Raw genomic sequence first — 21,806 nt, forward strand, 5'->3', positions numbered from 1 at the left:
CGGTACAGGCTGCTGCCGCTGCTCCACAGCCAGTTTCTACAACGGCTACGCCATCTGCACCTGCCACTCCTACGCAGGAATCGTCCAATTTAATTACAATTAAATCTCCGATGATTGGTACGTTTTACCGGGCAGCAGGTCCGGAAAAACCTTTGTTCGCAAATGTGGGTGACGAAATTGCTCCAGGAAAGGTTTTATGTATTGTGGAAGCGATGAAACTATTTAACGAAATCGAGTCTGAAGTTTCAGGTAAAATCGTGAAAATCTTAGTAAATGATGCGCAGCCTGTAGAATTTGATCAACCTCTTTTCTTGGTCGATCCTAGTTAATTGTGTTTCCGATTTGGGAACATAATTCACCGCGAATATTCGCATACAGTTACAACGTTATTTATCTATGTTTAAAAAAATATTAATAGCAAATAGAGGAGAAATAGCTCTTCGTATCATTCGCACATGCCGCGAAATGGGTATCAAGAGTGTCGCTGTATATTCTACGGCTGACCGGGACAGCTTACACGTGCGCTTTGCCGACGAAGCAGTTTGTATTGGCCCTCCTGCCAGTAAAGATTCGTATCTAAACATCCACAACATTATTTCGGCTGCCGAGCTAACAAATGCGGATGCTATCCACCCTGGATATGGATTCTTATCGGAGAATGCTAAATTCTCTGCTATCTGTACAGAATATGGCATCAAATTTATTGGTGCAACAGCCGAACAGATAGAGAAAATGGGCGACAAGGCCTCGGCTAAAGACACTATGAAGAAAGCCGGGGTTCCAACAGTACCTGGCTCTGCTGGATTAATACCCGACGTAAAAACAGGGATTAAACTTGCCGGAGAAATTGGGTATCCCGTTATTATAAAAGCAACAGCAGGCGGTGGTGGCCGTGGCATGCGTATTATCTGGAAAGATGAAGAGTTTGAACCAAACTGGGATTCCGCTCGTCAGGAAGCAGCTGCTGCTTTCGGAAACGATGGGATCTACCTGGAGAAATTTGTTGAGGAACCTCGCCACATTGAAATCCAAGTTATCGGCGATCAATATGGCAAAGTTTGCCACCTTTCTGAACGCGACTGCTCTATTCAACGTCGTCATCAGAAATTGGTCGAAGAGGCTCCCTCCCCTTTTATTACACCAGAGCTTCGCGCTAAAATGGGCGAAGCAGCTATTAAAGGTGCGCAAGCTGTGAATTACGAAGGCGCTGGAACAATCGAATTTTTGGTTGATAAGCACCGCAACTTCTATTTCATGGAAATGAATACACGTATACAGGTAGAGCACCCTGTTACCGAAGAGGTAATCAACTTCGACTTAATCAAAGAACAGATCAAAGTAGCTGCGGGCATTCCAATTTCCGGCAAAAGCTACGAGCCTACTATGCACGCGATAGAATGTCGTATCAACGCAGAAGATCCTTTTAATAACTTCCGCCCATCACCTGGGAAAATCACCAATTTTCACTCACCAGGCGGGCATGGTGTTCGTGTGGATACGCACGTTTATGCGGGCTATACCATTCCTCCCAACTATGACTCGATGATCGCGAAATTGATCACCGTAGCACAGACGAGAGAGGAAGCCATTAACACCATGGAGAGGGCTTTGAGCGAATTTGTTATTGAAGGTATTAAAACGACAATCCCGCTGCACATCCGCTTGATGCGCGACCCTAATTTCAGAGCAGGTAATTTTACTACAAAGTTTATGGAGACTTTTGACTTAACAGAGTATCCTGAAGATGAAATTGAATAATATTTTGTTTACATAATCATAAAATACCATTCTTATCAATAAGAATGGTATTTTTGTTTCTACCGGAATTAAAATTTTACGATGTCGAAATCAAACGATCTAATCAAAGCTATAAAAGATAAGGGAAAAAGCCTCGAAGCCGAAATGTCATTTTTTGACCATCTGGAAGTACTACGCTGGCATATTATCCGTTCTGTAATCGCGATAGCCGTTTTTGCTATTTTATCTTTCTCATTCTACGACTTCGTATTCAACGACATCATTATGGGCCCAAAAAACTTAGATTTTTGGACATACCGCATGATGTGTAAAGTTGGGGATTTGTTAAATCTAGATGGGTTTTGCGTACAAAAAATTCCGTTCAATATCATCAATACGGAATTAGCAGGCCAGTTTATGTTGCAAATAAACTCCTGTCTGTTGATGGCACTGGCCTTGGGGTTTCCGTACTTGCTTTTCGAAGTGTGGCTATTTGTGAAACCTGCGCTGACCGACATCGAACGTAAATCAGCTCAAGGCTTTGTTGTATACGCCTCTATCCTTTTTATTCTAGGAGCTTTATTTGGCTATTACATCGTCGTTCCTCTGTCTGTAAATTTCTTGGCAAACGTATCACTCAGTGAAGAAATAACGAATCAAATTACGATAGATTCCTATCTATCAACCATAGCAACGCTCACACTAGGTTGTGGAGTGGTTTTTCTACTACCAATTTTGGTATTTATCCTATCAAAAATTGGATTAATGACACCAGAATTTATGCGCGCTAGCAGACGCTATGCTACTGTTATTATCTTGATCATTGCTGCCATTATCACACCAACAGCAGATGTCATTACACTATTAACGGTTAGTGCGCCAATGTTCTTGTTGTATGAACTGAGTATTATGGTGTCTGCAGACGTTAAAAAGAAAAAGCTACAAGCGGAAAAGAAATTTTACAATCAATAATAAGTATATCATGTCAAAAAAAATTGCAATAGGAAGCGATCACGCGGGGTTTGAATATAAAACGGCACTTATAGACTTTTTGAAAGCAGCGGGTTATGAGGTGGAGGACTTCGGACCTGCAACAGCAGATTCTGTCGACTACCCTGACTTCGCTCATCCAGTTGCTTCAAATGTGGAAGAGGGTAAAGCGGAACTGGGCGTTTTAATTTGCGGTAGTGCAAACGGTGTAGCGATTACGGCTAACAAACACCAGGGCATTCGCGCTGCAATAGCATGGCAGAATGAGATTGCTGCATTAGCTCGCCAACATAACAATGCTAACGTTATTTGCATCCCAGCACGTTTTATCGATATCGAACTGGCAAAAAAAATAGTAGATACTTTCGTGACAACCGAATTTGAAGCGGGAAGACATGCTACTCGCGTAAACAAAATTGCTTGCAGCTAACCGTATATTGATATGTTAAAAAATTGGATCAAGGTTTTCGTTCTTTTACAAGCGCTACATAGCTGCGTGGTTGCACAGGATCCTGTACAACTGAAGTACGCCGATCTGCTAACGGAACAATCAGCAAAAACACAGCTTACTTTACTGGCTTCGCCGGCCTTCGAAGGACGAGGGACTGGCCAAAAAGGAGGCGAAAAGACAGCACAATATCTTGCTGAACAATTTAAATCCTTCGGATTGAAACCGCCCGTCAATGGTGGTTATTTTCAGCCGCTAAAACTCGTCCGCTCATCCTACGTTGTGAAAACATTCACTTTGGATGGAAAAAGCTACGAAAATGGCAAAGATTTCTACGTGCAAGGAGATAACCCTCTCGCTAATTTTAATGCTGCAGAAGTGATATGCGTAGGTTTTGGAATTCAAGATGCGAAGCATAATGATCTGAATGGGATAGACATCCGCGATAAGGTAGTCCTTGTGATCAATGAGGATGAGCCTACCGACGCTAACGGAAATTCCTTGTTAACGGGGACAGCGAAAAAATCAGAATGGTCCACCAGTCGATTGAAGCGCATCCAAGAGCTCGCTAAGCATAATCCAAAAATGATTTTGGCTTACAGCAGTACGGTACCGCAAATGATTGAACGCTTTGGTAGTCGTATCACCGCAGGACGATTTGCCCTCGATAGCAAAGATGCCATTACGGCTGAAAAAAAAGTAAAGCAAACAGCGCCCGTTGTTAACATTACAGCGGAAATTGCAAATGGGATACTAGCTAAAAAGAAAACCAACGTTGACGCGCTGAAGAAGAAACCCCGCAGCTTTAAGATTTCTTCGAAATTCGTGGCTAATATGGGCGCAACGAAAGAAAACTTTTCTGATCCTAATGTATTGGGATTATTGGAAGGAACAGATTTGAAAGACGAAATTGTTGTCATTTCCGGCCACTATGACCATGACGGCATCTTACCTGATGGTACAATCTATCCAGGAGCAGATGATAATGGCTCAGGCACAGTCGGAGTTTTGGAATTGGCTAAAGCATTTACGCAAGCAAAGAAAGATGGAAAAGGCCCTCGCCGAAGTATTCTTTTCATCGGATTCGCCGCTGAAGAGAAAGGTCTTTTAGGATCTCAGTTTTATTCTGAAAACCCGATTTTTCCGTTGTCTAGCACGGTTACATGTTTAAATATGGATATGATTGGCCGAATAGACGACAAACACCTCAATGGTAACCACAATTACATTCACGTAATCGGCTCAGATAAACTAAGCTCGGAATTGTATCAAATCAATAAAAAATCAAACGAGCTGTATACGAAAATGGAAATTGACTATATGTATGACGATCCTAAAGATCCTATGCGTATATACTACAGATCCGACCAATACAATTTCGCAAAGCACGGCATTCCTGTAACGTTTTATTTCTCGGGGTTACACCCGCATTACCATACGCCAGATGATACGGTTGATAAGATAGATTTCCCCATGATGGTGAAACGAGAAAAGCTGGTATTCCATACAGCGTGGGAAGTCGCCAACCGTGATGCCCGACTCGTCGTGGATAGCAATAAAGAGTAAGAGAACATCATTTATAAGTTCGTTATGTCGAGCTACATATAACACACAAGATCCCGTCTTAGCCGATGGGATTTTTTTTTAAAACATCGCTGTTTTGTCGTTCTTCGCGAACAATCTCTGCCACAGATTGTTTGTAAAGCATATAAAAAGATCAGTATGGCATTCGTAGATTATTACCAGGTATTGGGCATAGAAAAAGGAGCTTCTGCAGATGATATTAAGAAAGCCTATCGAAAGCTAGCTCGAAAATATCATCCCGATATGAACCCAAATGACGATGCGGCGAAGCAAAAGTTTCAGGAAATAAATGAAGCCAATGAGGTTTTAACAGATCCTGATAAGCGTAAAAAATATGATCAATATGGCGAAAACTGGAAGCATAGCGATGCATACGAACAAGCGCGACAGCAAGGCAATCAACAGCGTGGCGGTGCCGCTGGAAATCCATTCGAAGGCTATGACTTCGGTGGCTACAACGGCAATTATGACTCTGGTGAATTCTCTGATTTTTTTGAACAGATGTTTGGCAGCAGATCAGGTGGCGGAAGGCAAACAAAATTCCGCGGTAATGATTACAACTCTGTTTTAGAACTGACCTTACAACAAGCATACACGACACAGCAGCAAACCTTCAATATTAATGGAAAAAATATTCGGATAACAATCCCAGCTGGTGTCGAAAATGGACAAAAAATTCGACTTAAAGGCCAGGGCGGTGAGGGCGTAAATGGAGGGCCGAATGGAGACCTATTTATACAATTTGATATAAAACCAGATCAGGCCGTGCAACGAAAAGGCAACGATTTGTATGAAACAAAGGGTGTTGATCTTTACACCATGCTACTAGGTGGCGAATTACTCGTTGACACCTTTTCGGGCAAAATAAAAGTCAAGGTTATGCCCGAGACAAAAAATGGGACAACAATCCGGCTGAAAGGCAAGGGCTTTCCCGTATATAAAAAAGATGGTGAATTTGGCGATCTATTTATCAGCTTACAGGTGAATTTGCCAACCAACCTGTCTAGCGAAGAAATTGAACTATTTAAACAACTTGCTGCATTAAAAAAATAGGTTATGGAACGAACTTGGATAAAAATTTACGATGTATGCACCTCGCACCAGATAGAAATACAGTTTATTCGTGATCTATCCTATAGCGGATTAATTCAACTGATCACAGAGAAAGATATTGAATTCATCGACGAAGAACAGCTGTTATTACTCGAGCAATTCGCATCCTGGCATTATGAGTTGGAACTAAATATGCAGGGTATTGAAGTCGCCAGCCACCTATTGTCAAAAATTCAACAATTGCAAAGTGAGATCGAACAGTTGAAAAGCTCTTAATTTGATGCGATAAGCTACCGGACAGGATCCATGTTATCAGGAAAAGACGCGTAAGCGCATCAATGATCCCGTCCATCCGCTATATGAAGCGTGTCTATATGCAATAACTCGTCGTGTCCATTGCGGTACTCAATGGCGTAGCTATTAGGACATAAAGATAAGGACAAGGAGTCCGGATCTTTCCTTGTCAGAATCTTCGCGTAAGAAATCCCTTTATTATTTTCATACAACGTATACATTTTCAAGTACACGAATTTTTCCTTCTTGGTTAGATTTTGCCTGATTTTGAACGTCAGCGATAACTTGTTGTTATCTAAACAATCTGATACCTGCCAATAGTTACGAAATGGTTCTTTTAATTGCAGTTCTTGTGCATTAATGTCTGCCAGATAGTTTAACATTTTGAAACCATCGCTAGCATGCTTGTCTTTATCCACATAATACACCATGCTTATCAATCGCTTGCCATCATATGGTATAATCACATGGCGAATGACCAAGAAATCGTACTCAAAATCTTTATAGAAGTAATGTGCACTTTTACCGTCGAATCTTGCATAACTACTGTAATCGAAATCACTCCGCCTATGTTTCAAAACGGCTAAATGATAATTCAATCTGTTTTTCGGCTTAGCGGTAAAGAGAATCTGCCCCCCTTTCCCCTTTAAGCCAACGAGATCAAAGATTTCTCGATCTTTCGGATAAAGGCTGTCCATACGAAGGCCTGTATTTCCATTGTAGGCAAGATAGTCCATGTAAAGCCAGACATTAATCTGTTGATCTAAGTTGAAATACTCATCTACACCATCTATGAAATGGCCTTTTTTTGCAAAACGGTAGTTTGTGCAAGATACCATACCAATCAGAAGAAAAAAGACGATGAAAATTTTCATAAAAGCAAGCAAGGTAGTAAGCCTGTGCAACCGATAACGTTGCACAAGCCACATGAAGTGATTGAGATAGCTTAAAATGTGATACATTTACTAGCAGCTATTTTTTTGTATCTGCCTGCAAGTCCAATGTAACAGGTAGTGTGTAGGCCACACGCACCTTTCTTCCATTTTGAATAGCCGGACGCCAATTTGCTGCTTTTTGTAAAACATCCAAAACAGCCTCTCCCGTGCCATGCCCCAAATCTTTAATAATTTTAAGATTACTGAGTGCTCCGTCGGCTTCTACGATAAAAGACACCACGATTTGCCCCTTCACAGCCGCGTCTATAGCACCTTGTGGGTACTGGTAATTATCGCCTATCCATTTCCTGAACGTAGCAAGTCCTCCTACTGGTTCCGGATTCACTTCAACCGCAGTAAAAACCTTATTTTCTTCATCTTTGCTTGCTGCTTTCGCTCTTACGCTATCGCGCTGTTCTTCCGTATAATTTGACGTACTCTCGAATAACATAGCTTTTGCTGTGAGCTTATCATCCTTACCGCTATCAAAAGATGCATAAACAGTAGCCCAGGAACGAACCAATTTTCCTTCGTGTTTTGCCGGAGTCCAACGGCTTGTTGTCAATTGTTGAGCAGGCAATTCCATTTTATTTCCGTCCTCTTTTGTTGTTGCGAAAGCCCGGCTTACAGTGCCATCTTTTTCAACTAAAAAAGTAAATATAACAGGCTGCTTCCTAGACCCTTTTGCCGCACTCGAGTTCGCCCATTCATCGATCAAGACGTTGATTGATCGGTTATCAATTGCTTTTGGCTTTTCCTGCGGATGGGTGTATACCGAATCTTCCTGCAGGTATACCCCATTACTCGCTGCTGTAGCTGTATCGACAGCCTCATAAAATGATTCAAAATTGGCCTCTTTGAGGCTAGCAAGTGTAGTGCTCTCCACTTTATCTTCTATATCGCGGACGATGCTTCTCGCATTCGTACTGTTAAATACCAAAGTGGATAAAATGGTCAAACCAAATACCGGCATTATAGAGAAGTATAGAAACTTATACTTCCTGTTCGATCTATCTTTAAATAACATAGCAATTCTATTTTTTAAAAATGATTTTTTGGAAAATTCGTGAAGAAAATGCGTATGCTCAACCTGCATAGCTTGCGAGACAAGAAGCTCGGCATAAGCAACTCGATCGATAGAGCATTGCGCGTCCGCGATACACTCGTGCTGGAATTTTAATTCTTTTAGATAATAGTGAAATACCGGATTGAACCAATTAAACACACGCACAAGTTCTACAAAGACGAGGTCATAACTATGGCCTTGGCTCGCGTGTATTTGCTCATGATCCTCAATGACATGGTTATCCCGAGCTTTCTCACCTAGCACTATCTTCTTGAAAAATGCAAAGCTGAAGGAATTCTTGCCGCTTCGTATAATCGTGAAGACCCGTATGCAGCGAAAACAAAGCCACGCTAATGCAAAAAAGCATCCCGACCAATATACCTTCTGCAGTAAGTCCCGCATAGATATTGCACTTTGTTTACCTTCACCAAGTAATAGTTCTTCCTCTAAAAGCAAATTTAAGTCAATAGCAGGAAGAGTTTCTTCCATCATGCGGGTACGAGGAAGTTCAATAAACAAACCGATAGGAATAAGCAGCGACACGACTACCGCTGCCAAAAGATAGAGTCTATTTAGCTGAAAAAATGTCAAGTTTTTCAAGAAGGTGCTGTATAGTGTATAACACAAGACCAGCGTTAAATTCACTAGGATTAAATAAATCATAATATCGATGTTTATAAAGGTGGTTACTCCTTATCTATTTTTATTGATAATCTGCATGATCTCGTCCAATTCATTCACATCCATCTTTTTCTCCTCTAAAAAGAAAGAAAGCATGCTCGTCGCGGAATTGCCGAAATAATTATGCAGCAGTTTTCCAGTAATTAATTTCTTGTAATCTTCTTTGCTAATTTTTGGAAAATAGCGGTGGCTCTTGCCAAATGACTCGTGCGCTACGAAACCTTTATTTTCTAGAATCCGCAAAATAGTCGATACGGTATTGTAAGCCGGCTTCGGATCGGATAAGTTCGCAATCACATCTTTGACAAATCCCCCCCTTAGCTCCCACAACTCTTGCATGATCTGCTCTTCGGCCTTTGTAAGTTCTTTTAGTTCATCCATGGTTTTTTGTATTTATGAGACAGCAGCATCTCTATTAAACTATAAACCAAACTTACAACTAAACAATTAGTTTTACAACTATATTTTTAGTTTTAAAAAAACTATCACACAAACCATTGTATATCAGGACACAGATCAATCCAAATCTATTTTACCTCGTGAGGATTTTTTCAGTGCATTTCTTTTTTTACGGTCTAATCGATTTAAAATTTCTGATTTGGGAACGCGTGTGGGAACGCGTTTCTTTTCTGTTTTTAGTGCTTGCTCTATCAATGTCAGGAATCGCGCTATCACGATTTCCTTGTTTTTTATTTGACTTCGCGTATCCGAGGCATCCAATTGCATAAACCCATCCTTGCTGAGTCTATTAGCGAGTTTATGCTTTAGTCGCTCACGTTGGTCTTCGGTGATTACTTTCGATGAAAATGGATTCCAATGCAAGGATACTTTCGACTCCACTTTGTTGACATGTTGCCCTCCCGCACCGCCGGAGCGTGAGGTATTAAAGATAACTTCCTTGATTAATGATGTATGATCTATTGACATAAAAACCTCTTAAATGAGCCACTAAATTATTGCAAAACAATTATAAAACCATCCTTATATTTACGCGGTTAATTAGATGCAGGATATAATATAGACATTGTACTGTCCATATTCGTTTTACATCCAAAACTGTTTCCTGATAAAAATATTACATAATCTACGTGATTAAAAACAAACTATTCGCATGAAAATCGGTATCGTATGCTATCCTACCTTTGGAGGAAGCGGTGTCGTAGCCACGGAGCTGGGAAAGGCACTAGCTTCCAATGGTCACGAAATACATTTTATAACCTACTCTCAACCTGCCCGTTTAGACTTTTTCTCAGAGAATTTATATTACCACGAGGTATCGATGGCGCAATATCCGCTATTTGATTTCTCTCCTTATGAGTCGGCGCTAGCCAGTAAACTTGTCGATGTGGTAAAATTCGAAAAGTTAGATCTGCTGCATGTGCATTATGCCATTCCACATGCTTCGGTAGCCTATTTAGCAAAGCAAATCCTAGCTACGTATGGCATAGACATTCCCGTAGTGACTACCCTGCACGGAACGGATATTACCTTGGTGGGGAAAGACAAAAGCTTTAGTCCGGTCGTGACCTTCTCGATAAACCAATCGGATGGGGTAACTACCGTTTCGGAAAATTTGAAAGAGCAAACGCTAGAATACTTTAATATCGAACGCGATATCCAAGTGATTCCTAATTTCATTGACTTCTCTCGTTTTCACAATAAAAGCAAAGAGCATTTTAAGCGCGCCATAGCCCCCGGAAACGAACGCGTAATTACCCACACCTCTAACTTCCGCAAGGTAAAAAACACGCAGGATGTAGTGCGTATATTCAAAAAAGTCAATGATGTTATACCGAGTAAGCTGTTGATGGTGGGCGATGGTCCCGAGCGGCACAATACGGAAGACTTAGCACGTGAATTAGGCGTTAGTCAAGATGTTCGTTTTTTAGGAAAGCAAGACGCCATTGAAGAAATATTATCTGTTTCGGATTTATTTTTGATGCCCTCATCATCGGAGAGCTTCGGCTTAGCAGCTTTGGAAGCCATGGCTTGCCACGTACCGGTGATATCTTCTAATACAGGAGGCCTTCCCGAGCTCAATGTACAAGGCGAGAGCGGCTTTTTGAGCGATATAGGCGATGTCGATGATATGGCCAAACATGCTATCCATATTTTAGAAGATTGCGATCGGCTTCAGACCTTCAAAAATGCGGCATTTGCACGAGCGCAGGAATTTGACTTATCAAGAATACTTCCTCTGTACGAAAAATACTACGAAGAAGTAATTTCACGCTCGAAAAAAGGCTAAGTTAATCGCCTACGGCAAAAAAAAAGTTTTATCTTTGGCTTTTGGGAATGCTCCAAAAAAACAATCATGAAATATAAACGTATCTTACTTAAACTTAGTGGCGAAGCCTTAATGGGCGAACAAAGTTACGGCATCGACATCAACCGTGTGATGCAATACGCTAACGACATCAAAGAAATACATGCTCAAGGGTTGGAAATTGCAATCGTCATCGGCGGAGGCAACATCTACCGCGGGTTAAGCGCGGAAAAGGCTGGCATGGATCGGGTGCAGGCGGATTACATGGGGATGCTCGCAACAGTAATCAATAGTATGGCCCTTCAGGATGCGTTGGAAAAGGTTGGCTTGAAAACACGATTGCTAACGGCTATAAAAATGGAGCAGATTTGCGAACCCTTTATTCGCCGCAGGGCTGTTAGACACCTGGAGAAAGGAAGAATTGTGATCTTCGGTGCCGGAACCGGAAACCCTTATTTCACAACAGATACAGCCGCTTCGTTGCGCGCTATAGAGATCAATGCGGATGCCGTATTGAAAGGAACTCGCGTAGACGGAATATATACAGCCGATCCCGAGAAAGATCCTACCGCTAAACGTTACGATAAGATTTCATTTCAAGAGGTATATGCGAAAGGTCTTAACGTAATGGACATGACAGCATTTACGCTTTGTCAAGAAAATAATCTACCTATAATCGTGTTTGATATGAACAAAGCCGGAAACTTAAGGAAGCTGGCTGAAGGTGCGAATATCGGTACTATTGTAAGTTAAAAAGATCGAAAAAGAAACACAAAAGATATGAACGAACTAATTTCCTTGGAACTAGATGACTGTAAGGAGAGCATGGGAAAAGCTGTGGCTCATACAGAAACTGAGTTATCAAAAATCAGAGCTGGAAAAGCTTCGCCCTCTATGCTAGACGGTATATCCATCGATTATTATGGTAGCATGACGCCGCTTTCGCAAGTAAGTAATGTTAATACTACGGATGCGAGAACTATTGTCATTCAACCATGGGAAAAAAATATCATTTCAACAATTGAAAAAGCAATCATGGAATCGAACCTTGGTTTGAATCCTCAAAATGACGGCTCCATCATTCGCCTTGTTGTTCCCGTACTTACAGAGGAAAGACGTCGCGAACTGGTTAAGAAAGCAAAAGAGGAAGCAGAAAAAGGACGTATCACTATCCGGAACATCCGTAAAGATGCTAACGAGTCTATCAAAAAACTTAAAAATGATGGTGCTTCTGAAGATGAAATAAAAACAGGCGAAGCAGAAGTTCAGAAATTGACGGATAGCTTTATCGTAAAAGTTGATCAGTTGTCTGAATTGAAAGAAAAAGATATCATGACAGTATAGGGTTAAATAACCTGAAGCATATAAAAAGGATTCTGATGTACAGAATCCTTTTTTCGTTTTGGTTTTTTGATTAACTTTCCTTTTCAATTACAATTCAAACAAAATGGAGAACAGCAGAAGAACATTCTTGAAACAGGCTGGCCTAGGCGTATCTGCCGCCATCCTTAGCCCCTACCTTTTCTCGTGCCAGAATAGCAAGTTGGGAAGCGGACCATTCCATGATCTGGGCATTCAATTGTATTCCCTTCGAGATATGATGAGTGAGGATCCGATAAAGACGTTGGAAACCATTGGAAAGATAGGATACAGACACGTGGAGACGTTTGGCGTTGATGCGGAAGCTTCGAAATTTTGGAACCTATCAGTTCCCGAATTAAAAAAAGTTTTGGATGATGACGGACTCAAAACCCATAGCGGTCACTATGATATGTCTAAATATCTCAGCCGTACACAAACTGAAAAGGAAAATATCGAGAAATATATAGAGATAGCCCATAGTTTAGGGCAAAGCTATATCATCGCTCCTGTTACACCAATGGATGATATAAACAGCTTGTCTGTTGCAGACTATCAATTTGCAGCTGAGCAGCTTAATAAGGCCGGCGAAATGGCTAAAAAGGCAGGACTTAAGGTAGGTTATCATAACCACTTTTGGGAATTCCGGAGCCTGCCAAATGGCACAAAGGGTTTGGATATATTGATAGCTTTTACAGACCCAGAACTTGTAGATTTTGAGCTAGATCTATACTGGATTGAAAAAGCGGGTTATACTGCGCAATCTTACTTCGAAAAGTATCCGGGCCGCTTCACGATGTGGCACCTAAAGGATATGGACAAAAGCTATACTGCTCCGGTTATTGGCGAAAAATATGATAAGGCAGGTTTTATGGATATCATGAAAGAAATTCGATATACGGAAGTAGGAACCGGCGCTATAGACTTTGTTAATATTGCGAGCTATGCAGACAAAGCAGGATTGAAATATGCCTTTGTTGAACAAGACGACATCTATATGCCAAACAAGTTTGAGAGTATTAAGAAAAGCTTTGATTACGTACAGAAATTTTTGACCAAATAAAAATAGAGAGCCGGAATAGGCTCTCTATTTTCTTAGAATATTGTTGTCTCTACCTCCTGCGCATTCGTCTCCACTGCTTGACGCAACTCTTCTTTATACGCCAGCACGCGTTCGGCAATAGGTTCGGAAGATGTTGCTAGGATTTGTGCAGCCAGTATACCAGCATTCTTTGCAGCATTAAGCGCGACAGTCGCTACCGGTATACCATTTGGCATTTGCAGAATAGACAGTACAGAATCCCAACCGTCGATAGAATTGCTTGACTTCACGGGCACGCCGATGACCGGGAGATGCGTAATAGATGCGACCATTCCGGGAAGGTGCGCTGCGCCGCCGGCGCCCGCGACAATTACCTTAAGGCCACGCGCGGCGGCAGATTTTGCGTAATCAAACATACGCTCTGGTGTGCGATGTGCTGAGACAATTGAGACCTCAAAAGGCACAGCAAACTTTTTCAAGATATTTATTGCATCTTGCATTACAGGAAGGTCTGATTTGCTTCCCATGATTATGCCTACTAAGGCAGTATTTTCCATACTCATACGTTACGCTTTAACTTTCAATGTTTCCTGCACCCATCTGGCATTTTTTACAGCTGTCTCTCGATCATCATTGATGATACAAACATGCCCCATTTTACGGAAAGGCTTGGTGTATTTTTTACCATAAAGGTGTACGAAAACACCATCTACAGCCAATACTTCCTCCACCCCATCATATTTCGCCAAACCTTCGTATTTCGCTTCGCCCAGCAAATTGATCATCACGGCAGTAGATCGTGCAGCAGTTGATCCTAACGGGAGATTGAAAATAGCACGAAGATGTTGCGCAAACTGCGAGGTGATATTGCCTTCGATAGTCTGGTGACCGCTATTGTGCGGGCGAGGTGCAAGTTCATTGACTAAAATTTGTCCTTCTTTGGTCAGGAACATTTCAACGGCCAAAAGCCCCACTATTTGTAAATCGCCAGCAATTTTCCGCGCAATATCCTCAGCTTGTGTTTGTATTTCAAACGGCAAAATGGACGGGGAAATAAGGAATTCCACCAAGTTTGCTTCGGGATTGAACTCCATCTCCACTAAAGGAAAGGTAGACACGTCTCCTCGATCATTTCTTGCCACGATAACGGCAATTTCCTTTTCAAAATCAACAAGCTCTTCAACTAGTGATGGCTGCGTAAATGCTTCTTCGATATCATGCACGCCATTAATTCGTTTCACACCCTTCCCATCATAACCATCGCGTCTAAGCTTCTGGATGTATGGCAAAGCTATTGTACTTTCGTAGAGATTCTCTTTTGAAGATATAAGTTGGAATGGCGCCGTGGGAATGTCGTTTTGTTTGAAAAACTGCTTTTGCATTCCTTTGTCTTGTATAAGTCGAATAACGCGAGACTGCGGATATACCAATACGCCTTCATCCTCGAGCTTTTCTAAAGCATCAACATTTACCTTTTCAATTTCGATCGTGATCATATCTAACTCCTTTCCGAAGTTATAAACCGTATCGAAATCACTTAACGACCCGCATTCAAAACGATTACATAATTTACGGCATGGCGCGTTTTTGTCAGGATCCAAAACGTGTACGTTCACATTGTAATTAATTGCTTCCTGAATGAGCATACGGCCAAGCTGCCCACCGCCAAGAATACCTAACTGCAACTCACCATAAAAATCTTTTGCCATAATAATTGTACTATATTATATATTCGTTGGAAAATATTGATCCTGTAAAATACTTTCCGTTTCTATCTTCTTTTGAAGTTCCAAAAATGCGCCGATTAGTGCTTCCGGGCGTGGCGGACATCCCTGCACATATACGTCTACAGGAATAATCTTATCAACGCCTTTCACCACATGGTAACCATGTTGCCAATATGGACCTCCGCAGTTCGAACAAGAGCCCATAGAAATTACATATTTGGGTTCCGGCATTTGTTCGTACAGCTTCTTTATACGATCAGCCATTTTAAAAGTCACAGTTCCCGCAATGATCATCACGTCAGACTGTCTTGGCGAAGGCCGTGGAAACACACCCAAGCGATCTAAATCATATGTAGCAGCCATAGCCCCCATCATTTCAATAGCACAACATGCGATACCGAAACTAACGGGCCACATGGATGAGAGACGCGCCCAATTGAGCAGATCATCTATCTTCGCAACAACCACTCCCCCACTTTGTATTTGTCCTTGAGGCGAACTCATAGTGTACTTAATTTGATTTTTTAAACTTAGGTTTAAAGCCCAATGACGCTTTCGCACCCGGTTTTACACCATTATCTTCAGGACGATCTGCTGCTACTGCTTCTTGACCTGCAGGTTCGCGTACCTCGTAGACCTTTTCATTAAGCAGATCGTAAGCAGTCATTGGAATACCAATATCCACTCTCGGCGTCTGATGCTTAGGCCGTACCCAAGAGATATCCCCCCTTTTCCAAACATATACAAGTCCTATTAGTAGTATACCCAGAAAAATACCCATCTCTATCAATGTAAACCATCCCCAGCGGGCATCAGCCATAGCCAGATCTCGGTTACCGAAGACAGTAGCCCAAGGAAACACAAAAATTAGTTCCACATCAAAAAGAAGGAAAACAAGCGCGATAACGTAAAAACGGGAATTAATTTGAACCCAAGAACTTCCTAGAGACTCTTCCCCACATTCGTACGTACTAAGCTTGACAGGATTTGGGTGTTTAGGAGAAAGCGCTTTCGCTAAAAGAATAGTTGCGCATACCAACAGAATACCTACTAGGGCAATCAATAGTATCTTTCCATATTCCGAAAGCTGCGCGGGATCATCCATGAAGCAAAATTAATAAATATTAACGGTAAAATTAGGTAAACATCTGCAAAAATAAAACCTTGTGCAGCCCTTCCTGACGATTAGCGTGGAATCGTCTCTCGCCAATGCCGCTTTTACAAAAAACACAAGAGGAAAGCTAAGCTTCCCTCTTGTGTTTTTTGTAACTGGTCTTGACCTTTTTTAAAAAGGCTTTCCGGGCATTTGAGGCATATTACGCATCATTTTAGCGGCCATACCCGGATTAGACATTTGCTTCATCACCTTACGCATATCAGCAAATTGCTTCATTAACTTATTAACCTCGTTGATATCGGTACCTGAACCTTTCGCAATGCGCAAACGTCTTTTTGTATCGATAGCATCTGGATTTTCACGCTCAAATGGAGTCATAGAATCAATGATCGCCTCAATAGGTTTAAAAGCATTATCATCAATTTCAACGTCCTTTATTGCTTTGCCGACTCCTGGAATCATCCCCATCAAATCCTTCATATTACCCATCTTCTTAATCTGTTGGATTTGGCTTTTAAAGTCATTGAAATCAAACTTATTTTTCCGGATTTTCTTCTGAAGTTCTGCGGCCTGCTTTTCATCGAATTGTTGTTGTGCGCGTTCTACTAAAGAGACCACATCCCCCATACCAAGTATACGAGACGCCATTCGATCTGGATAGAAAACATCTAATGCTTCCATCTTTTCGCCAGTACCAATAAATTTTATCGGCTTGTTAACAACAGACTTAATAGATAAGGCCGCTCCGCCACGTGTGTCACCGTCCAGTTTTGTAAGCACTACGCCCGTGAAATCCAACCGGTCGTTAAATGCCTTGGCCGTATTGACCGCATCCTGGCCTGTCATAGAATCTACCACAAAAAGGATTTCATGCGGTTGCGTGGCTTCTTTCACAGCCGAAATTTCCTTCATCAACGCTTCATCGATAGCCAAACGACCCGCGGTATCAATGATCACAACGTTCTGCCCGTTTCTCTTCGCTTCTTCAACACCTTCCCGCGCAATAGCTATCGGGTCGGTAGACTCCCGGTTAACATACACCGGAACATTAACCTGCCCGCCGAGTACCTGAAGCTGGTCAATCGCCGCAGGACGGTATACGTCACCGGCAACCAACAACGGCTTTTTACCTTTCTTCTCCCGAAGATAATTAGCTAATTTTCCTGAGAATGTAGTTTTACCCGCTCCGTTTAAACCGGCTATCAAAATGATGGTTGGCGTTTTTGTTACTTCCAACTCGGTCACTGTACCACCCATCAGCGTAGTAAGCTCATCATTCATGATTTTGGTTAGTAATTGACCTGGAGAAATGCTAGTCAAAACATTCTCGCCCAAAGCCTTCTGCTTAACGTCATCGGTGAATGTTTTCGCAGTCTTATAATTCACATCGGCATCCAAGAGTGCCTTGCGAATTTCTTTCATCGTCTCCGCGACGTTTATTTCAGTAATACTTCCTTGTCCCTTTAATACTTTAAAGGCCCTATCCAGTTTATCCTGTAAATTCTGAAACATGTATTTATCGTCTTAAGTATGCTAAGTGCCAAAGTTACAAAATACTGTCGAAGCTACCATACATTTACAACCATAAAAAATGCGACACATTGGGCGTCGCATTTCTTATTTGATAGCTTCTGCTTTATTAATCTCTTCTTCCAAAAAGGATATACGCGTAGTATAATAATGTTACGAGTGCTGATAACGCAGCAACTACATAAGTCATGGCAGCCCACTTTAATGCATCTTTCGCGCCATCATGTTCTTCACGCGAATGCGTCACATTAGCTTTATCCAACCATGCTAAAGCGCGGTTTGACGCATCAAACTCCACCGGTAAGGTGATGAATGAAAACAACGTTGTTAAAAATAACGCACCTACGCCAATGGCTAAGATATAAGGGTTATTCATAAACGCCATAAGCAAAACACCAGCCATAAGAACCCAAGATGTCAAACGGGAAGCGATGCTCACTACGGGCACCATAGCTGAACGAAACTGTAACCAAGAGTAAGCCGTAGCATGTTGTACAGCATGGCCACATTCGTGAGAAGCTACAGCAGCGGCAGCAACACTTCTGCCATGATAGACCTCCGGACTTAAGTTCACGGTTTTGTTGCTTGGGTTATAGTGGTCAGACAATTGACCTTCATTAGCAACAAGGATCTGCACATCGTAAATACCGTTTTCGTTCAACATTTTTTGCGCTACTTCCGCTCCAGATAAACCTGAGGAAAGCGGAAACTCCGAATATTTTTTAAACTTATTTTTAAACCTCGACTGCACGATCCAACTGATCAACGCAATACCAATAAATATAATCCAATACATACCTTAAATATTTTTATCTATCACTAACTATATCAGTCTATCAAACAGCATTCCACAGACCGAAAATGAATTAAATATAGGAAAAAGCTTTCATTATGGCAGTACAAAACAGAAATAGCTTTGCATAACATGCCAATATTTCTGAAAAAGCCATTCCGAGAAGACGGAATGGCAAGTCGGTATTTTGAAAGGATATACGACTACCCCAAGTTCATCATCATATTATGTTCCTCGATCATCTTCCGCAAGTTGTTCAGCGCGTAACGCATTCTTCCTAGCGCAGTGTTGATACTCACTTCAGTAATGTCTGCTATTTCCTTAAAGCTCATATCACAGAAATGCCGCATAATAAGTACTTCTTTTTGATCATCTGGAAGCCGTTGAATGATCTTCCGTAGATCCACATTTCGTTGATTAAGCATCAACTTGGATTCTGCACTTTCATCAGCAAACTCCAAAACGCCGAAGATATCATAGCCATCGCTACTGACTACCGTTGGGCTTCTTTTTGCTTTTCTAAAATGGTCTATGACCATGTTTTGGGCAATACGTACGACCCAAGGTAAAAATTTACCTTCGTCATTATACCGACCAGACTTTAATGTATTGATTACCTTGATAAAGGTTTCCTGAAAAATATCTTCAGCTAGATATTCATCTTTAACTTGAAGATAGATGGATGTATATACCTTAGTTTTATATCTATTCAGCAAGACCTCGATCCCCGCTTCCTCCCCCGCTACATATGCTTGAATGAGTTCCAGATCACTTTTTTCTTTTAAAGCTTTCATAATAAATCTCCCAGATTTAGTTTGAATTAATTTTAAGAGTAAAGTGTTTTATAGGCTATCCTTTTTTTTGATTATAATCCAAATCAACTGAAAAAATACGAAGATTCAAATTTGCAAATCGATATTTAACATTTATTCACATTCTACTACATTCCTGTTACACAAATTTAAAACGCCTTTGCAGATGCAATGTTTAGCGAAAAGAAAAATAAATGAAGGTATTGAGGATTTTGTATGGAATAAAAAAGCCCTACAGCGTATAACTGTAGGGCTTAAATAATGTAAAAATCGATAGTTTATTTGTAAAGCGGAAACGCTGCCATCAACGACTTCACTTTATTATGTATAGCGGAAAGCGCCGCATCATTTGCACGACTAGCTAAAGCCTCATGAATAAACTCCCCAATCTGTATAATTTCGTTTTCCTTCACGCCGCGAGTTGTAATCGCTGCCGTACCAAAACGAACGCCTGAAGTTACAAATGGAGAGCGCGTATCAAATGGCACCATGTTCTTATTCGTAGTGATACCAGCTTTACCCAATACAGCTTCTGCTTCTTTACCAGAGATATCTTTGTTGCGCAAATCCACCAACATCAAATGGTTATCAGTACCCCCTGAAATAATGTTATAGTCTTTTTCAACAAAAAACTGTGCTAAAGCCGCTGCGTTTTTCTTCACTTGTTGAATATATGTTAAATACTCATCGGATAACGCTTCATTATATGCGATGGCTTTCGCCGCGATAGTGTGTTCCAGAGGACCACCTTGTGTACCTGGAAAAACAGCTAGATCTAATAACTGTGTGATCGTACGAACTTCGCCTTTCGGAGTTTTTATACCCCAAGGATTCTCGAAATCTTTGCCAACCATAATCATACCTCCACGAGGGCCGCGCAGCGTCTTATGTGTTGTGGTAGTAACGATATGACAATGAGGAAGCGGATCACTTAACAAGCCGCGTGCTATCAAACCCGCAGGATGAGAAATATCGGCTACCACAAGCGCCCCGATTTCATCGGCCACTTTACGGATACGTGCATAATCCCAATCACGTGAATAAGCGGAAGCACCACAGATAATTACCTTCGGTTTCTCCTGTAGCGCGATTTCTTCAAGCTTCTCATAATCGATAAGACCTGTATCTTCTTTAACACCGTAAAACAATGGCTCATAAAGTTTACCAGAGAAATTTGCCGGTGAACCATGAGTTAAGTGACCACCGTGCGATAAATCAAAACCTAAGATTTTATCACCAGGTTTCAAGATTGCTAAGAATACGGCAGCATTAGCCTGCGCACCAGAGTGCGGCTGCACATTTACCCAACTTGCACCAAACAGCTTTTTCGCGCGATCGATAGCGATAGTTTCTATCTCGTCAACAACCTCACATCCGCCATAGTAACGTTTGCCTGGTAAGCCTTCAGCATATTTATTGGTTAAAACAGAGCCTGCAGCTTCCATCACTTGTTTACTGACAAAATTCTCCGAAGCGATTAATTCAACACCCTCTTCCTGGCGTTTTAGCTCATCAGCTATTAGGTTAAAAACGACCTGATCTCTTTCCATTATTTTATTCTTAAAGAGTAAATTTTATTAAACTTCTAAATGCGTTGCAAATATAATATAAATCCAACAATAATATTTATAAGAACTTGGCATATCTTCATGATCGCTAAAACTTCGGAAAATTCTTAATCGATAGCGACAGTTTCACTCGCCATTGTGTGATACGCTAAAGTTCAATTGTTCTAAGTAGACTCATAAATCCGACAGGAGGTGGACAATTAGCGTTTAACATGGATAGCGAGCATCATTCATCATGATCATTTAAAACACATCGCGCCGTTGGAATCCAATGTTTTATTAGTGTCAAAAATGCGAGTCCACGGAGAATCTGTTTAAAATTATGTAAATTTGCTTCTCAAGTAAGGTAAATTTTGAATAATACAGATATGACAACAGCAACTGCTACAGCTCCCGTAAGCTTAACCCAAGGAGCTGTTAATGAATTGAAAAAACTGATCGATCAGCAAGAGATTGGCGCAGACTTTGGCCTGCGTGTGGGTGTTGAAGGTGGCGGATGTTCAGGCATGAGTTACATTTTAGGCTTTGATCAAATGAAAGACGGCGATAGCGAATACTCCATCGAAGGGATCCGTATTTTCATGAACAAAGCGCACGGCCTTTATCTTGCAGGCATGGAAATAGACTTCAAAAATGGTTTAGACTCGCGCGGTTTCACCTTTAACAATCCGAACGCAACAAGCACTTGTGGCTGCGGAAGTTCATTTTCTTCGTAACCAATGATTTTAAAAACGGGGACCTGCGGGTCCTCGTTCTTTTGACGTCCGGATGCACCGTTTTCCCACGTCGTTCTAAAACCGTTTT

General features: G+C 41.4%; 24 protein-coding genes. 12 read left to right on the forward strand and 12 right to left on the reverse strand.

All coding sequences use genetic code 11. The features are described 5' to 3' along the window. The 7 genes from accB to DI53_RS04140 form a co-directional block, all read left to right on the forward strand. Nucleotides 1-329 (forward strand): acetyl-CoA carboxylase biotin carboxyl carrier protein (accB, locus tag DI53_RS04110; RefSeq protein ID WP_037495721.1); only part of this gene is annotated, 329 nt, incomplete at its 5' end. A 67-nt stretch (nt 330-396) separates the two neighbouring features. Then, nucleotides 397-1,758, forward strand: a complete 1,362-nt coding sequence (gene accC, locus DI53_RS04115) for an acetyl-CoA carboxylase biotin carboxylase subunit (protein ID WP_037495724.1) — start codon at nt 397-399, stop codon at nt 1,756-1,758. Nucleotides 1,759-1,839: 81 nt separating this feature from the next. Beyond that, nucleotides 1,840-2,709: a twin-arginine translocase subunit TatC gene (tatC, locus tag DI53_RS04120; protein WP_037495726.1), complete on the forward strand. Its 870-nt coding sequence runs from the start codon at nt 1,840-1,842 to the stop codon at nt 2,707-2,709. Between the two features lie 10 nt (nt 2,710-2,719). Then, nucleotides 2,720-3,157, forward strand: coding sequence for a ribose 5-phosphate isomerase B (gene rpiB, locus DI53_RS04125; protein WP_037495731.1), 438 nt, complete (start codon nt 2,720-2,722; stop codon nt 3,155-3,157). Between the two features lie 12 nt (nt 3,158-3,169). Continuing rightward, nucleotides 3,170-4,741 (forward strand): M28 family peptidase, encoded by a 1,572-nt coding sequence (locus DI53_RS04130; RefSeq protein ID WP_037495733.1) that lies wholly within the window; start codon nt 3,170-3,172, stop codon nt 4,739-4,741. Nucleotides 4,742-4,897: 156 nt separating this feature from the next. Further along, nucleotides 4,898-5,812: a DnaJ C-terminal domain-containing protein gene (locus DI53_RS04135; RefSeq protein WP_037495735.1), complete on the forward strand. Its 915-nt coding sequence runs from the start codon at nt 4,898-4,900 to the stop codon at nt 5,810-5,812. A 3-nt stretch (nt 5,813-5,815) separates the two neighbouring features. Continuing rightward, complete coding sequence (locus DI53_RS04140) at nt 5,816-6,088, forward strand: chaperone modulator CbpM (protein WP_037495738.1); 273 nt, start codon at nt 5,816-5,818, stop codon at nt 6,086-6,088. 59 nt (nt 6,089-6,147) lie between these two features. Here DI53_RS04140 and DI53_RS04145 read toward each other — a convergent pair whose 3' ends face one another. The 4 genes from DI53_RS04145 to arfB all read right to left on the reverse strand — a co-directional run bounded on the left by DI53_RS04145 (nt 6,148) and on the right by arfB (nt 9,715). Continuing rightward, nucleotides 6,148-6,981: a hypothetical protein gene (locus DI53_RS04145; RefSeq protein WP_131555170.1), complete on the reverse strand. Its 834-nt coding sequence runs from the start codon at nt 6,979-6,981 to the stop codon at nt 6,148-6,150. Nucleotides 6,982-7,078: 97 nt separating this feature from the next. Continuing rightward, nucleotides 7,079-8,770, reverse strand: coding sequence for a M56 family metallopeptidase (locus tag DI53_RS20605; protein WP_037495744.1), 1,692 nt, complete (start codon nt 8,768-8,770; stop codon nt 7,079-7,081). 30 nt (nt 8,771-8,800) lie between these two features. Next, nucleotides 8,801-9,169, reverse strand: a complete 369-nt coding sequence (locus tag DI53_RS04155) for a BlaI/MecI/CopY family transcriptional regulator (protein WP_037495746.1) — start codon at nt 9,167-9,169, stop codon at nt 8,801-8,803. Nucleotides 9,170-9,304: 135 nt separating this feature from the next. After that, nucleotides 9,305-9,715 (reverse strand): alternative ribosome rescue aminoacyl-tRNA hydrolase ArfB, encoded by a 411-nt coding sequence (arfB, locus tag DI53_RS04160; protein WP_193790628.1) that lies wholly within the window; start codon nt 9,713-9,715, stop codon nt 9,305-9,307. A 184-nt stretch (nt 9,716-9,899) separates the two neighbouring features. Between arfB and bshA the strand changes: the two genes are divergently transcribed. The 4 genes from bshA to DI53_RS04180 all read left to right on the forward strand — a co-directional run bounded on the left by bshA (nt 9,900) and on the right by DI53_RS04180 (nt 13,476). Continuing rightward, nucleotides 9,900-11,036 carry an N-acetyl-alpha-D-glucosaminyl L-malate synthase BshA gene (gene bshA, locus DI53_RS04165; protein WP_037495749.1) on the forward strand — a complete coding sequence of 379 codons (1,137 nt, stop codon included), beginning with the start codon at nt 9,900-9,902 and terminating at the stop codon, nt 11,034-11,036. Nucleotides 11,037-11,102: 66 nt separating this feature from the next. After that, entirely contained in the window at nt 11,103-11,807 is a 705-nt protein-coding gene (gene pyrH / locus DI53_RS04170) for a UMP kinase (RefSeq protein ID WP_037495753.1), read from the forward strand. A gap of 27 nt (nt 11,808-11,834) precedes the next feature. Continuing rightward, the gene (frr, locus tag DI53_RS04175; RefSeq protein ID WP_037495756.1) at nt 11,835-12,398 is read left to right on the forward strand and encodes a ribosome recycling factor; all 564 of its coding nucleotides are present in this window, start codon (nt 11,835-11,837) and stop codon (nt 12,396-12,398) included. A gap of 103 nt (nt 12,399-12,501) precedes the next feature. Beyond that, complete coding sequence (locus DI53_RS04180) at nt 12,502-13,476, forward strand: sugar phosphate isomerase/epimerase family protein (RefSeq protein ID WP_037495758.1); 975 nt, start codon at nt 12,502-12,504, stop codon at nt 13,474-13,476. 32 nt (nt 13,477-13,508) lie between these two features. On the opposite strand, the gene purE is transcribed toward DI53_RS04180, so the two are convergent. The 8 genes from purE to glyA form a co-directional block, all read right to left on the reverse strand. Beyond that, nucleotides 13,509-14,018: a 5-(carboxyamino)imidazole ribonucleotide mutase gene (gene purE / locus DI53_RS04185; protein ID WP_037495760.1), complete on the reverse strand. Its 510-nt coding sequence runs from the start codon at nt 14,016-14,018 to the stop codon at nt 13,509-13,511. Between the two features lie 3 nt (nt 14,019-14,021). Continuing rightward, complete coding sequence (locus DI53_RS04190) at nt 14,022-15,164, reverse strand: 5-(carboxyamino)imidazole ribonucleotide synthase (RefSeq protein ID WP_037495762.1); 1,143 nt, start codon at nt 15,162-15,164, stop codon at nt 14,022-14,024. 15 nt (nt 15,165-15,179) lie between these two features. Beyond that, nucleotides 15,180-15,686, reverse strand: coding sequence for an NADH-quinone oxidoreductase subunit B (locus DI53_RS04195; protein ID WP_037495763.1), 507 nt, complete (start codon nt 15,684-15,686; stop codon nt 15,180-15,182). Nucleotides 15,687-15,693: 7 nt separating this feature from the next. After that, nucleotides 15,694-16,287, reverse strand: coding sequence for an NADH-quinone oxidoreductase subunit A (locus DI53_RS04200; RefSeq protein WP_037495764.1), 594 nt, complete (start codon nt 16,285-16,287; stop codon nt 15,694-15,696). Nucleotides 16,288-16,467: 180 nt separating this feature from the next. Continuing rightward, nucleotides 16,468-17,811 carry a signal recognition particle protein gene (gene ffh / locus DI53_RS04205; RefSeq protein ID WP_037495765.1) on the reverse strand — a complete coding sequence of 448 codons (1,344 nt, stop codon included), beginning with the start codon at nt 17,809-17,811 and terminating at the stop codon, nt 16,468-16,470. Nucleotides 17,812-17,938: 127 nt separating this feature from the next. Then, a complete protein-coding gene (locus tag DI53_RS04210; RefSeq protein ID WP_037495774.1) occupies nt 17,939-18,625 on the reverse strand; it encodes a zinc metallopeptidase in 687 nt (228 codons plus the stop codon). Between the two features lie 200 nt (nt 18,626-18,825). Beyond that, entirely contained in the window at nt 18,826-19,416 is a 591-nt protein-coding gene (locus tag DI53_RS04215; protein ID WP_037495775.1) for an RNA polymerase sigma factor, read from the reverse strand. A gap of 296 nt (nt 19,417-19,712) precedes the next feature. Further along, on the reverse strand, nt 19,713-20,984 hold the full coding sequence (glyA, locus tag DI53_RS04220) for a serine hydroxymethyltransferase (RefSeq protein ID WP_037495777.1): 1,272 nt from the start codon (nt 20,982-20,984) through the stop codon (nt 19,713-19,715). Nucleotides 20,985-21,370: 386 nt separating this feature from the next. Between glyA and DI53_RS04225 the strand changes: the two genes are divergently transcribed. Then, nucleotides 21,371-21,718: a HesB/IscA family protein gene (locus tag DI53_RS04225; protein WP_037495779.1), complete on the forward strand. Its 348-nt coding sequence runs from the start codon at nt 21,371-21,373 to the stop codon at nt 21,716-21,718. Nucleotides 21,719-21,806 lie beyond the last annotated feature (88 nt).

The sequence above is a fragment of the Sphingobacterium deserti genome, assembly GCF_000757725.1.
Classification (GTDB): Bacteria; Bacteroidota; Bacteroidia; order Sphingobacteriales; family Sphingobacteriaceae; genus Sphingobacterium; species Sphingobacterium deserti.

Coding starts and splice junctions, on each gene's coding strand:
- accC (WP_037495724.1), top strand. CDS start 397: ATGTTTAAAAAAATATTAATAGCAAATAGAGGAGAAATAGCTCTTCGT.
- tatC (WP_037495726.1), top strand. CDS start 1,840: ATGTCGAAATCAAACGATCTAATCAAAGCTATAAAAGATAAGGGAAAA.
- rpiB (WP_037495731.1), top strand. CDS start 2,720: ATGTCAAAAAAAATTGCAATAGGAAGCGATCACGCGGGGTTTGAATAT.
- DI53_RS04130 (WP_037495733.1), top strand. CDS start 3,170: ATGTTAAAAAATTGGATCAAGGTTTTCGTTCTTTTACAAGCGCTACAT.
- DI53_RS04135 (WP_037495735.1), top strand. CDS start 4,898: ATGGCATTCGTAGATTATTACCAGGTATTGGGCATAGAAAAAGGAGCT.
- DI53_RS04140 (WP_037495738.1), top strand. CDS start 5,816: ATGGAACGAACTTGGATAAAAATTTACGATGTATGCACCTCGCACCAG.
- DI53_RS04145 (WP_131555170.1), bottom strand. CDS start 6,981: ATGAAAATTTTCATCGTCTTTTTTCTTCTGATTGGTATGGTATCTTGC.
- DI53_RS20605 (WP_037495744.1), bottom strand. CDS start 8,770: ATGATTTATTTAATCCTAGTGAATTTAACGCTGGTCTTGTGTTATACA.
- DI53_RS04155 (WP_037495746.1), bottom strand. CDS start 9,169: ATGGATGAACTAAAAGAACTTACAAAGGCCGAAGAGCAGATCATGCAA.
- arfB (WP_193790628.1), bottom strand. CDS start 9,715: ATGTCAATAGATCATACATCATTAATCAAGGAAGTTATCTTTAATACC.
- bshA (WP_037495749.1), top strand. CDS start 9,900: ATGAAAATCGGTATCGTATGCTATCCTACCTTTGGAGGAAGCGGTGTC.
- pyrH (WP_037495753.1), top strand. CDS start 11,103: ATGAAATATAAACGTATCTTACTTAAACTTAGTGGCGAAGCCTTAATG.
- frr (WP_037495756.1), top strand. CDS start 11,835: ATGAACGAACTAATTTCCTTGGAACTAGATGACTGTAAGGAGAGCATG.
- DI53_RS04180 (WP_037495758.1), top strand. CDS start 12,502: ATGGAGAACAGCAGAAGAACATTCTTGAAACAGGCTGGCCTAGGCGTA.
- purE (WP_037495760.1), bottom strand. CDS start 14,018: ATGAGTATGGAAAATACTGCCTTAGTAGGCATAATCATGGGAAGCAAA.
- DI53_RS04190 (WP_037495762.1), bottom strand. CDS start 15,164: ATGGCAAAAGATTTTTATGGTGAGTTGCAGTTAGGTATTCTTGGCGGT.
- DI53_RS04195 (WP_037495763.1), bottom strand. CDS start 15,686: ATGAGTTCGCCTCAAGGACAAATACAAAGTGGGGGAGTGGTTGTTGCG.
- DI53_RS04200 (WP_037495764.1), bottom strand. CDS start 16,287: ATGGATGATCCCGCGCAGCTTTCGGAATATGGAAAGATACTATTGATT.
- ffh (WP_037495765.1), bottom strand. CDS start 17,811: ATGTTTCAGAATTTACAGGATAAACTGGATAGGGCCTTTAAAGTATTA.
- DI53_RS04210 (WP_037495774.1), bottom strand. CDS start 18,625: ATGTATTGGATTATATTTATTGGTATTGCGTTGATCAGTTGGATCGTG.
- DI53_RS04215 (WP_037495775.1), bottom strand. CDS start 19,416: ATGAAAGCTTTAAAAGAAAAAAGTGATCTGGAACTCATTCAAGCATAT.
- glyA (WP_037495777.1), bottom strand. CDS start 20,984: ATGGAAAGAGATCAGGTCGTTTTTAACCTAATAGCTGATGAGCTAAAA.
- DI53_RS04225 (WP_037495779.1), top strand. CDS start 21,371: ATGACAACAGCAACTGCTACAGCTCCCGTAAGCTTAACCCAAGGAGCT.